12 protein-coding genes are annotated in these 12,548 nt (G+C 35.3%); 3 read left to right on the forward strand and 9 right to left on the reverse strand.

The window, feature by feature from the left end; genetic code table 11:
• Positions 1 to 4: 4 nt before the first annotated feature.
• The 3 genes from pseI to AC1HJP_RS08960 are packed head-to-tail and all read right to left on the reverse strand — an operon-like array spanning position 5 to position 3,160.
• A complete protein-coding gene (gene pseI / locus AC1HJP_RS08950; RefSeq protein ID WP_480361510.1) occupies positions 5 to 1,081 on the reverse strand; it encodes a pseudaminic acid synthase in 1,077 nt (358 codons plus the stop codon).
• Positions 1,074 to 1,835: a cytidylyltransferase domain-containing protein gene (locus AC1HJP_RS08955; RefSeq protein ID WP_480361511.1), complete on the reverse strand. Its 762-nt coding sequence runs from the start codon at positions 1,833 to 1,835 to the stop codon at positions 1,074 to 1,076. Before AC1HJP_RS08955 ends, pseI begins: the two co-directional genes overlap by 8 nt.
• Positions 1,836 to 1,837: 2 nt before the next feature.
• Positions 1,838 to 3,160: an aminotransferase class III-fold pyridoxal phosphate-dependent enzyme gene (locus AC1HJP_RS08960; RefSeq protein WP_480361512.1), complete on the reverse strand. Its 1,323-nt coding sequence runs from the start codon at positions 3,158 to 3,160 to the stop codon at positions 1,838 to 1,840.
• Positions 3,161 to 3,286: 126 nt separating this feature from the next.
• Between AC1HJP_RS08960 and AC1HJP_RS08965 the strand changes: the two genes are divergently transcribed.
• Positions 3,287 to 4,405 (forward strand): hypothetical protein, encoded by a 1,119-nt coding sequence (locus AC1HJP_RS08965; protein ID WP_480361513.1) that lies wholly within the window; start codon positions 3,287 to 3,289, stop codon positions 4,403 to 4,405.
• Here the strand turns inward: AC1HJP_RS08965 and AC1HJP_RS08970 are convergent.
• Genes AC1HJP_RS08970 through AC1HJP_RS08980 form a run of 3 tightly spaced genes read right to left on the reverse strand, consistent with a single transcriptional unit; the run spans position 4,402 to position 7,193 of the window.
• Positions 4,402 to 5,385: a GNAT family N-acetyltransferase gene (locus tag AC1HJP_RS08970; protein WP_480361514.1), complete on the reverse strand. Its 984-nt coding sequence runs from the start codon at positions 5,383 to 5,385 to the stop codon at positions 4,402 to 4,404. The genes AC1HJP_RS08965 and AC1HJP_RS08970 overlap by 4 nt on opposite strands.
• The gene (locus tag AC1HJP_RS08975; RefSeq protein ID WP_480361515.1) at positions 5,378 to 6,655 is read right to left on the reverse strand and encodes a DUF4910 domain-containing protein; all 1,278 of its coding nucleotides are present in this window, start codon (positions 6,653 to 6,655) and stop codon (positions 5,378 to 5,380) included. Before AC1HJP_RS08975 ends, AC1HJP_RS08970 begins: the two co-directional genes overlap by 8 nt.
• 34 nt (positions 6,656 to 6,689) lie before the next feature.
• Entirely contained in the window at positions 6,690 to 7,193 is a 504-nt protein-coding gene (locus AC1HJP_RS08980; RefSeq protein ID WP_480361516.1) for a GNAT family N-acetyltransferase, read from the reverse strand.
• Positions 7,194 to 7,597: 404 nt separating this feature from the next.
• On the opposite strand from AC1HJP_RS08980, the gene AC1HJP_RS08985 reads away from it, so the two are divergent.
• A complete protein-coding gene (locus AC1HJP_RS08985; protein ID WP_480361517.1) occupies positions 7,598 to 8,272 on the forward strand; it encodes a class I SAM-dependent methyltransferase in 675 nt (224 codons plus the stop codon).
• Entirely contained in the window at positions 8,272 to 9,591 is a 1,320-nt protein-coding gene (locus tag AC1HJP_RS08990) for an NAD(P)-binding protein (RefSeq protein ID WP_480361518.1), read from the forward strand. Before AC1HJP_RS08985 ends, AC1HJP_RS08990 begins: the two co-directional genes overlap by 1 nt.
• 161 nt (positions 9,592 to 9,752) lie before the next feature.
• On the opposite strand, the gene AC1HJP_RS08995 is transcribed toward AC1HJP_RS08990, so the two are convergent.
• The 3 genes from AC1HJP_RS08995 to AC1HJP_RS09005 form a co-directional block, all read right to left on the reverse strand.
• Positions 9,753 to 10,058, reverse strand: coding sequence for a hypothetical protein (locus AC1HJP_RS08995; protein WP_480361519.1), 306 nt, complete (start codon positions 10,056 to 10,058; stop codon positions 9,753 to 9,755).
• A complete protein-coding gene (gene fliS / locus AC1HJP_RS09000; protein WP_480361520.1) occupies positions 10,055 to 10,441 on the reverse strand; it encodes a flagellar export chaperone FliS in 387 nt (128 codons plus the stop codon). The genes AC1HJP_RS08995 and fliS overlap by 4 nt, the downstream gene beginning before the upstream one ends.
• Positions 10,442 to 10,520: 79 nt before the next feature.
• Entirely contained in the window at positions 10,521 to 12,533 is a 2,013-nt protein-coding gene (locus tag AC1HJP_RS09005) for a motility associated factor glycosyltransferase family protein (RefSeq protein ID WP_480361521.1), read from the reverse strand.
• Positions 12,534 to 12,548: the final 15 nt, after the last annotated feature.

Raw genomic sequence — 12,548 nt, forward strand, 5'->3', positions numbered from 1 at the left:
ATTTTTACTCCTCAATTTGACCGAGGATAATTTCTGGTGTTACTCGATCACCATATTCAACCGGCTTATTCAGTACCTGCCCTATATACTGAGGTAAGTATTTAGGATGCGCGCCAAACCCTGGACGCACTGAACGAATATCCGCATCAGTGATTACATGTCCTTCAGGCAGTGTTTGACAGAAATATAGTGACCGTTTTGCTAATATGTTTTTTTGAGCTGACTCAGTAATATCATAATTAACTCGCCCTAATGCTGCCTCTACTTGCCGTACATTTTCCACCATGACTTGAAACTCATCACAATCTAACGAGAAAAATGCATCAACAGACTCATCTTGACTATCATTTATAAAATGTTTTTCAATGATACTTGCACCTAATGCAACTGCTGTCATTGGCGCAATGTTACCTTCTGTATGATCTGATAACCCTGAAACGCAATTAAATGACTTAGCAATATCAGGAATAGTTTTAAGATTACATTCGTTTAAAGGTGTAGGGTAAGCGGTTGTACATTTTAATATTGCGATATCATTACAACCATTGCTTCGCAAAGTATTTACGGCAAGTTCTATATCTGAATAATTGGCAACACCTGTTGATAAGATGACTGGTTTGCCCGTTTTAGCTATATAAGCTAACAATCCAATATCAGTAATCTCTGGTGAAGCAACTTTGTAAGCTGGTACACCTAAACCTTCTAATAAATCCACTGCCGAGTAATCAAAAGGACTCGAAAAAATATCTAACTCTAATGATTGAGCTTCTTCAAATAGTCGCTTATGCCACTCCCACGGCGTGTATGCTTTTTGATAAAGAGCATGTAATGACTTATGAGATTCCCAAGCATTACCAGAAGGAAGTAAAAAATCAGGCTTTTCACAATTGAGCGTAATTGTATCCGCTGTATAAGTTTGCAGTTTAATCGCATCAGCACCGGCTTTTTTAGCTGCGTGAATAAGATCAATGGCTTTATGAATATCACCACCATGATTAGCCGACATTTCAGCAATAATATAACATGGCGACTCACCACCTATAATACGCTCATTTATTACTATGGAAGCTACCTTAGTCATATTTTTCCTGTTCTTTTAGCAATGAAATCGCGAGCCCTTCATTTCGGATCTCATGTTTATTTATAAGAAATACTTCTGGATGAGTATCAAAATACAATTTTATATCTTGGTAAGTCACACCTGTACTATTCTCAGCAAAATACTCTGTCATCTTGTTTATAACTTGCCAGTCATCCATAGTATCTAGAGTAAAACGATACCCACTATCATCAGTTTCATTTTGTAACTCAACAACATTAAACTCTTCAAGGTGATTAAAGATATACAAGGTTACATGCTCTCGCTCGGATGCTAGCTTTGCCTTTTTAGCAATCTCATTCAAAGTTGTTGCTTTAATGATTTCACAATCAACACCTTCAGCAAATCGTTCACTTAAATATGCATACTGTGCACCTTTCTGGTTAAACTCTTCAATTAACTCATCAATAATTTCAGGGCATATGAACGGAGAATCAGCCGTGATCCTGACAATATTGTCAGCCTGATAATCTTGGTTGGCGAGATAAAACCTTCCTAGAACGTCGTTTTCACTACCACGGAAAAATTGTATCCCTTTTTCATTTAACACATCACAAAGGGGCTGATTTTCGATATTGGTAGACGTCAATACTATAATATCATCAATGAGCAGAGACTTTTTCAAGCGTAAAATTAAATGCTCAACTACACTAATGTCGTTCATTTTCTTTAAAATTTTATTTGGCAAACGTGTTGATGCCATTCTAGCCTGAATAAAAGCAAGGGTTCTGCTCATAATCAGTTCAACCTCTCAAAACCACTATGGCAAACTGGCCCCTCTAATAAACTTTCAACATTATTTTCATCTAATGCTCTTTTTAAAAGAGAAATAACATCTGTAAATGCTTCTACGAATATATAACGTTTCTCCTTAGAATGCGCCAAAGAGACATAAATAACATTGCTGGCAAGCACCCCTCTTTTTAGCATCTCTTGTGTGTAAAGAGTCTTTAAGGTCAACGCTTGCTCAGTAGGGAAAAGAAGAATTGGCACGCTATCAACACCAATTACCTTTAAGTTAAAATCAAGTTTTTCACAAACCTGACTCATTTTAGTTTTTAGATCTTGTCCTATGCTTTGAAGCTGCTCACACACATTTTGCTCTTCAAACACTTTTAATGTAGCCAAAGCTGCAACAAACCCAACGCGTTCAGTCCAATAAGAGCTGCTTATAAAAGACTTCTGCGCAGCATCCATAACCGCTTTTTTTCCAATAACCGCGCCTATTGGGTGCCCATTCCCCATTGCTTTTCCTAAAACACAAATATCAGGCTCAATATCGAACAATAAATGTGCCCCCCCGGCATTTAGTCTAAAACCAGAGGAAATTTCATCGAATATCAAAACTATATTATTCAACTCGCAGAGTGCTTTCACTTCATGAATAAACTCCATATTTGGCATGCCATGACGGAAAACCTCCATCATAACGACACCGAGATCATCACCATGTTCAGCAATAATGCGTTTAAACTCTTCAATATTGCCTTCCTTAAAAGGCAATGCAGTATCCTGTAATTGGGCAGGTACACCACTAGGTGCTAACCCTGGCAAAAGTTGGTCTTTTAACTTATCACCCGATGATAAGTTTGTTGCAAGGTACCAATCATGCCATCCATGATAACCACAAAATGCCACTTTATTTTTTTTTGAATAAGACCTAGCAATGCGTATAGCTAAAGCACAAGACTCTCCACCAGTACGAGTAAATCGGACCCCATCAGCCCAACTATGCATACTTATTAATTTTTCGGCAAGTTCCACCTCTTCATAACAGTTTAAGCTAGACATTGAACCTGATTGCACTGCACCTACAACAGAACTAGTAACATCAGGGTGAGCATAACCTAAAGAGCATGTGCCAATGCCCATAATAGAAAAATCTAAGTAATGATTATCATCTAAGTCCCAAATTTCACAGCCTTTTGCTTTCTTATAATAAGCTGGCCACTGTTTAGGTAAGAACATTTCAGCGCGTTTTGATAACAGTTGATTACCGCCAGGGATAATTTTTTTTGCTTTTTCCCATAATTGTGCACCAGAATTGTTTTTTAATGACATAATTTTCCTTTGGGCTGATTGTTAACCACTAGTAGTTATATCGACTAGGTTTTAGATAAATTTTAAATAAGCAAAAAGAGTACCATAGGGCTTTGTTTTTAAAAACGTATAAAGCAGAATGTTTAAATGCAAAAAATCGTAAAATCAATTATGAACAAAAAAAAATCTATAATGCTGTTTGCAGTTGATCCTGGAGGTTCTAATTCGATAGGTGTCTTATCACAAGAGCTGAACAAAAACTATATAGTACATTCTTATGCTAGAGAGGCTGCTTATGAACATTTGCTAAAAAACAACCCAGGAATAAAAGTCACACATCTTCAAGACAAATACTGTCAATATTCTGTGCGTGTGTTTTTAAAGCTTTTGAAAAAACTCAACCCTGCTGTAGTCATTACAGATACGGCCAGTCGTGATTACTCTAATAGAAGCCTTTGGCAAGCCTGTAAATTAGCAGGTATCCCAAGTATAGCCATTCTTGACCAGTGGATGAGTTACTCAGTTCGTTTTCTCCAAGAACACAAATCCTACCAAGATAAACAGAGCTACGAGATAGATGAATACAACTTACCACAGGTTATTGTTGTGATGGATCAAAGTGCTAAATCTCAAATGGTAACAGAGGGCATTCCCGAAAAAATGATCCAACCTCTTGGCTCTCCCTATTATCAAAAGCTAAATAACTTTTCCAAAGTTAAAAAGCAAAAATCAAAGCAAGACCTACAAATATTGTTCGCTTCAGAGCCTATTACCTCGACTTATGGACATACACTGGGAAAGCATATACATGGCTACACTGAACGTTCAACAATACATGCTTTATGTCAAAGCATTGAGAAAAATGATTACAAAAGAAAGATCAGAGTATCAATTAGACCTCATCCTAGAGAGTCAAAGCATCGTTATAACCAGCTGCTTTCAAGGTATAAGTTCGTAACATTATGTAGAAGTAAGACTGTTTATGAATCTATTTCTTGCCACAATGTTATTATCGGTATGTCATCAACAATGCTATTAGAAGGTGCTTTTATCAATAAACCAATAATAAGTATACAAATAGGAAACCATGGACGCAGCCCATTTTATTTAGAACAAATAGGGCTTACACACTCACTGCGTTATACTTTTGAGCTAAAAAGGCTAGTTGAAAATATCCTAAGAAATAACCTAAAAAGTTATCAAGTTAGTATTGACTCAAAGGGTAACGCTATTGAGTCAATTAGCAACCTAATAGAGAGCCTTTAAGATTGATAAACCAATTTGAAATATGGTTTTAATTCTGCCCCAAAACTTAATTTAAACCACCCTCGGGAAGGGCTATTTACACCTTCTAGATCAACTTTATGGATACCTCGCTCTGCCAATATAGAAAAAGTTTGCCATAAAACTGCTGTTCCCGTATGCGTATTACGATATTCATAATCACTTGCGCCAAATAAATAGTAGCCAGTATCACCCATGATAAGAAAAACTGCCATGCTCCCCAGTTCTCCAGCACTTGTGCGAGCCTCAAAAAGCAATGCTCTATCGTCTTTAATTAGGTTTAAAATTAAAGCCCTCATTTGCGGGACTAGATCACTACTTAATTCAATATCTTGTCTGTCGAAAGTCTGCTGATAGAGTGCTAAAAAAGTTTCTACATCATAGCTTTGAGAAACAACTACTCCCTTTTCTATCCCATATCTTATTTCTTGTCGTCGCGACACTGAAGCTTGAAGATAAAGGTCATTTTCCTTCAATATTTTTTGATTCAAAAGTAAGCTAATATCAACAATACCTGTATACTGAACCGACTCTTGATACATAGGCTTGTCTTCATGATAATGAACCCATTGAAAGGCTCGAATATCCGAAATCATTGGAGGTAGGGTAATGGAAATATGTGAGAAGTTCTCAACTAAAAACTCAGCTATAGTTTGTAGTGCTTTAAACTGCTCAGAACAAGTCTGTGCACGATTTAACTTTTTAAAATCCCTGAAAAAAACTCCATCATGAACAAGTAAGTCATGACCAATTACCTTTTTCCCGGTAGGATCCACTGCAACAAGACAGCCAGCAACAATCTCGTCCCCTTTTTTACACAAAAACGCCTTAAAATTTCCGTTTAAGGGTTTTATAAATGATGATAATGAAAATGGTGTAGAAGTAGACGAAGACTCTACCAATTTATCCCAATTGTCATCTATTTCAGTAACAACAACTTGATATTTTTTTAAATCAGACATCTTTATCTTCAACTTCTATTAATAGACCCTCTTTGACTAAGCGTTCTATTGTAGGCAACAATTCAAGAGCATTTACTTTTATTTTTTCAGCTATAGCTATTAAGTCATGCTTACCATCACAATAAGATATCAGGTTAGTTAATGTTCTTACATCAGTATAATCCAAGGACATACTACTTAATGTTGGGTACAGCCCTCTTTTACCAAGTTGAGGCTCACATAAGACTGTGACTTTGTAGAAAGCATTTGCTTCAATTAAAGTTATAGCTTTATATACGGATTCTAACCCTCCAGCTAAACCTGACGGAGTCACTAAGTCAAGATTATCTAACGATGTGTGATATTCAGGGTAATCACCATAACGTGTTCGCATAATAGACCCAATTGGTAAATCTACACCAGGTGCACAATATTGCCTCTCATCACTTCCACGAGACAAGTAATCATATAATTGAAAATCTGGTGAAAAGTATTTAAACATATGAATGGCGGCACGATCTGAGAGTGTATTCTCTTCTCTAGACTGAAGGTAAGAATGGTTTCTATCATCACCTATACAGGTAAGTACATAACCGGCAATAACTTTATTTTTTATATCGCTCAAACTTCGAGAAAGAAAAGTAATCGCACCAATTGTCTCTGGCACAAATACAAACCTATAGCTAAATTTTCTTTTGGGTATTTCTAATAACTTTTTAATCAATGCCATTGTAACTACTGGGCCTGATAATTCATTATTAGCCATAGAAGGGTGGCAAATATAAGTCGATATTAATACTTCTTTTTCACTTTCTCCTTTAAGGTAATATTCCCCATAGTTCAACTCACCTTCAAAATGTTCAGAATCTATAACAACTCGATACTGCCCTTCAATCAAAGACTCTCTCTGTTCATGTGATAAACAAAACCCCCAACGTGGGGCATAGTATGATGTTACATATGGTATAGCTTTCGGTAGCTCTGGCAACGAATATAAGTTATCTTGCAGTTCAGATAAAGATACATATTTGTTTACTGAGATTGAGTAATTCAATACATGTAAGTTATTCTTTTTAAAGTCGACTATTTTTTTTCCATGAGGGTCTAATATATAAGCTTCATTAATTTTCCATTCATTAGGAATAGTCCAGTCAAATACATGTGAGCCCGATTTAACCGAGTGTAACTGCAACTCATTTAATTCCTTACCTATATAAGCAAGGGTTTCTCTTACACCTTTTCCTGTAAGGCTTCGACATATAGGGAACAAATCTTGTGCCCATTTATGCATTATTAAGCCTAATTCGGAGAAATTCACTGTCGAGTTATTCACCACCTAACCTCCAAGACATCAACATGCCATCTTTACTGTTAACTTCGGATATAGGCCTATATTCTGGTTTAAACCCCAATTTTGTGTAAGCCGCGATTGCTTGCTTATTATTTTTGCTAACACCTAACACAATAAGTTTTGTTGCATAATTTGACCTCAGATAATCAGCAATTCCCTTAATGACCTCTCCAGCTACGCCTCTCCCCCTGTATTTAGGCTCTCCTATCAGGATTCCAATCTCTACTATACTTTTTTGCTCATTCAAATACTCAAACTTCACATTGCCAATATGCTCTTCAAAGTCATGGGTAAATATTCCCATCAAGTAAGCACTTTCATTATGCAAATAAGATTCTATATATGTTACTAAGCTTTCTTTATCGCTTTGAATATTGGTAAGGTAAGTACCTGCTGTTCCTTGAAGCCAGCTCAAATAACGAGGTGTTGCATTTTTTTTTGTTAACTCTACAAGTTGAAAACGAGTGGTTTCAATCATTTGAAATACCATTTACTGCTAAAGTTCTTCTATGATAGCTTAAATTTGTATGCGGCAAAGTTTAAAAATAAATACTCAATGGTTCTTCGATTTTTCCGTATTATTGAGTTTGCCTACTCTTTAATTATGTTCCCTAGACGCTAAAGACAACTTATCCTTAGTAGATAAACTTTACTTATTAAAAGTTGCACTGCGCAGAAATTGAAATTTTATGGTTCTCAATATTATTCGTCAAACATTAAAACTATGTTTTAATTACACTCTTTCAACAGCATCAGCAATTAGCCATATTAACCCTAAAACCTTGGCTTAATTTATGCATATTTATTTTAATGAATTATAAAGTTTAACATAATCAGTACATTCGTAATGTCCGTTCCATAAACTTCATTATAGGAATAAAAATGACAAAGTTTAATTGGCAAAGTATATATGAGCGTGGTGAACAGCTAAATCGATATCCATACGATTTTATTGTTTCTCAGTTTTTCAATTTCAAGTCCAACTATATAAACAAAAAAATTAAGGTATTAGACTTGGGCTGTGGAGCTGGCAATCATGCGCTATTTTGTGCTGAGAATGGCGCTGAAGTTCATGCTGTTGACTTCTCCATAGCTGCTTTGAACGAATTGGAAAATAGAGCTAAAGATAGAGGCCTAGGTGATAGAATTACCGTATCACAGGTAGATTTTGAAGACTTTCATATAGACGATACAGGCTTTGATTTTGTTATAGACCGTCTAAGCGTGTCCCATACATCATTCAAATTTGCAAATATAGTATTCGATAAAGTACATACTATAATGAATGATAATGCATGCATTGCTAGTGTTCTTTTCTCAGAAGGCCACAGCCATAAGGATTTTGGGGAGTACTTTCCAGATGAAGGAATTTGGAGAAACTTCAGCGATGGTATTTTCCACAAATTATTATCAGCTAACTTTTATAAAAAGTCTGATATTCTAAAAATATTTGACAAATATCAAATACTTAATTTATCACTTGAAACACAATTAGATTGTTTAAATAACTCAGAGCAATTTGAAGTTTGGAATATAATTGCAAAGAAGGGGCTTTAATGTTTGACGCAATTGTAATAGGTGGCGGTTTTAAAGGTATGATGACTGCCTATGGCTTAGCAAAGCAAAATAAGAAAGTTGTAATTATAGAGCAATCTAATGAGCTTGGAGGTTTTATGGAGCCTATTTATTGGCAAGGCCATAAAATTGATCGAGGCCCACAATTTTTAGATGGAATTACTCCTGAGCAAAAAGAAATACTAGATGATATCATGCAAGATGGTGCACCACTTGCCGAGCTTGATTTTTCTTATGCGACATACTGGAATGGAATTACTACTAGTAACTTTGCTATTCCAGATTATCGTCACTTACCTACACAAGAGAAAGCATCTTTACTCTATGAAGCTCTTTCTAATAAAGAGCAAAATCAAGATGCTTCCAATTTAGCTGCACTGTATACAGAAGGTGAACAAACAACATTCAAATATGTAAACCAATGGTGTAAAAAGTTTTTAAATACTGAAGCGAAAGATCTCTCACCATTAAACAAAGGGCTAGTAACCTTTTTTGGACGCAAGCTACTTTTTGATAATGAACACAGCCTTTACCTTAAACAATCGTCTATTCTTGATAATGTTCTTGCTGCAGAAAAAGTAACCATTAATCATAATACATTCAACTTATACCCAAAGAACAAAACATTAGGATACTTCAAAGAACAGTTTATCCATGCTTTGAGTAAATTGAAAGTCAATACATCTTTAAATTCGACTGTAAAAAAGGTTGAAAAGGAATTAGGTAACTTCTGTGTCAAAGTTGAACAAAATGGTAAAGAATTAAGTTTCACAACCAGTGATATATACTTCTCAGGTACAATAGAAAGTACGGAATCAATACTATTTAATAAAGAAGAAATCAAAAGCTTTATAAAACCTGTTTCCCAAGTATTTTATTTGATGGAGCTGTCTGCTCCAACTAATGCCCCTTTCTACACGATGAACTATTCAGAGGACTTAATAAGCCGGGTAACATACTTTTTAAATTATGCTCAAACACACGATGCCAAAGCACCAATCATATGTGTTGAAGTACCAACTGAAACTAACTCTGACATTTGGAATGCTCCTGACTCATATGTGAATAAGGTTAAATGTGAGCTTAAAGAGATGGGTTTTGAAGGTATAAAAGACTATAAAGCAGTAAAAATAAACAGCACTTACAGAGCGCTATTGGATGGTTATGAAACAAAACTGTCTGATTTGTTAGATAATATCGAAGCTGTGTATGGTTCAAATATTCATATATTAACGCCTCATATTTTAACAAGGGCTGCGATGATGCATGAATTACACGAAAGAGGTATATTAGATTACTAGACGAGCTCGTAGAATAGCGCTTTTAACATATTTTGTATTAGCGCTATGCAGTTCTTAACTCGAGAGAGACATTGGATTACGAAGAAAGTAAAAACAAATTAATTTGAAGGAAATTCGTTCTTACTTTTTATGTAACTTATCTCACTTAGCTCTAAAAATATTTATTTGGAATTAAGCAAATACTTTTTTACACCTGCCTTACCTTGCTTTCTTAAAGAAATAAGTTCAGCTGTTGCGAGTTTGTGCTTAACTGCTTGATGCTCAAGTTCTTTGATTAAATTTAGCCACTCATTAATAGCTTCATGGTTTGGCTCGTCAGTATTGTGCATATATTGCTTAATAGCTGTTTTTAGTTCTTCATGAATTAGATTTGGGTCATCATTTTGACCCTCCAAATCTAATCTAGCTAAAGCATCTTTCAAACGTTTTAAACAATCTTCTACTGATTGAGCGTAGTCCAATGTCAACTCCGCTCCTCTGGTGGGATGCTATCCCAACCAACTTTTATTTCTGAGATGATAGCCAATACTTCATCTATCTGCTGAGCGTCGTTTTTTAAGTTGGCATCTAAGAGCTTTCTTTGACAGAAATCATACAGAGAATCAAGGTTTCCTGATATTTCATCTCCTTGCTCAAAGTTTAGAACTTGCTGAAGTGCTCCGAGCAGAGTTATTGAATCTGAAATAAATATGCCTTTCTTTTCATAGTCTTTTCTTTCAATAAACCCTTTTGCTGCAGATAGCTTTCCTAATATATTTGTAAAAACAAGTTTGACCTGATCATAAGGAGCCATTTCCTGCACACTACTTACAGTTACTTGCTTATACTTATTAATTGATAAATGTTGCATAATTAAACTCTCTAAAAAAACAATCCAACATAAGCAAATTAAATGCCATTATTTAAACCGCTCTATTCTAATTAAAATTTTAGATATGTGACGGCTTATTATAAAAAGTAATATAGTCACGATACAAATCATCAACATGTTGATGGAAAAGCCCAATACAAGCATTCATAAATTCGGCTCGCTTCTCTAAGTTTTTGTAATAATAACTATTTGTCATGATATATGCTTGCAGGTATCGAAATGTTCCTTGGATAGTCCAAAAAATAACTCTCCCGTCAACAGAGCTCTTTAATTGCTGCATAACTTTGTTTTGAGCAGTAAACGCATCGGCTAGTTGCTCCCTTGTGTCGAAGTACTGATTTGTAATACTTAGAAGCTGTTCTAGCACTTCTTTTAAAGCACTGTTAATCTCAGATGCTCTTTTATCAACCTCACTTATTGACAGCTGCTGAAGTGAAGTTGCGACATTCAATAAATTATCAACTGCTATATCTTTATCAACAATTGTATCGCTTAGCACAATATCATTAATACTTACTGGAGTAGTCAAACGAATAAAAGCACCATCGGCAGTATTCTTTGCATTAATTTTCGGGTTAGCTTGAAGATACTGCTCTACATTACCCTTAGATAAGTCGAAGAACGAAGTAGCTAACACACTTTCTCGAAAGTTCCCTTTGACTACTAACTCGCCTTGCATACTTTTTTTAGTTGACTCTTTGAACTTAAAATCACTGTCATAATATATGCTATCTTTAGAGTGATGCTTTTCCTCACTAACAAATCCAAAATCAGTTCCACACAGATAAATATTTTTAAACCCTAACTCTCCAGCAACTGCCAGCGCTGTGTTCGATACCGTCGGGTTACTAAATTCAGGAAAAGTATACAGCTCACTTGAATCTAGAGCGCTCATTAGGCGCCCTCCTGCATCATTAACTTTTCCTAATAAATAGCTGGACTTGAATTTATCTAATATCTCATCATAAACTGTATTGAGAGCTACTATTCTTAGATCCTTTAACCCTATGTTTAAACCTTCCGTTCTTTCTACGACTTCTACCCAATCAATCAGACGGGCAGCTCTTTCAGCTTCAACATGTAAATCTGGCTTAATTCCATTCACTAACAATGACTTTAATGAAGTTCCTGCTGAAATAACAATAACGTCATTCTGATTTTCTCTTAAGAAATCTATTGCCAAATCTAAAGATGGCCCATTTGCGCAGATAAAAACTGGTTTACTTTCTAACGGATTTTCAAAATGTTTTTTGTTTTTTATTACTTTTGAACCTGCTTTTAAATTTGAAAGAGTATGAGATATACTGATGATTTCATCTTCCATGAACCCCCAACCATTTGACCAGCGATGTCCTATTTCCTTAATTCTTTCTTTAGTAGCCTTTATAGACTCACTTTCATAATGAGTAAAAAATAGTACTCTACTTAGATTAAAGTGACCCTGTTTAAATAAAAGTTTTGAAATTTCATTTACTACACCGTCAGGGCTACCGCCAACTCGAATTACAAACTGCCCACCAACCTTAATGCAATATTCGAACAAAGGTCGTAGCTCAATACAATGAAGAAGCGCAAAAAAAGTATCTTTATTTGGCTCAAATAAGAAAAAGTTTAGAATATCCTTTTTCTCAAAAAGCTTAGGAATTTGATACCCCAAGCCGCCACCTAGCATACATACGAAATCAAGCCTGTTTTCATTAGCAGGGTTACCAACTTCATTACCGGCTTCTTCCACCCTAACATTGTATATAGACTTTAGGACAGCAGCATGCTTAAAAACCATATCCTTATCATCTTGATGGTTAATTTTATAACGGTAATATTCAGGCCTGCTTAGGAATTGTTCAACTTGCTCTTCTGCAAATCTTTCAGCCGATTTTGGATAAACTATATCGCCATTATTAGTTAAATTAATATCACAATGTTCATTAACGCTTATGAAGTTACTCTCAGGTGAGTAGCCATCAAACTCTTTGTACAGGCTAGGCATGACTTCTTTTAAAAGAAGTAAATTAGAAAACAATGTTGCTTTAAGCTTTAGCCTGTTTAAATCGGCAAATTCAGAATTCAAAAGTGAAACCTCTTA

The sequence above is a fragment of the Pseudoalteromonas sp. NFXS53 genome (assembly GCF_056629255.1).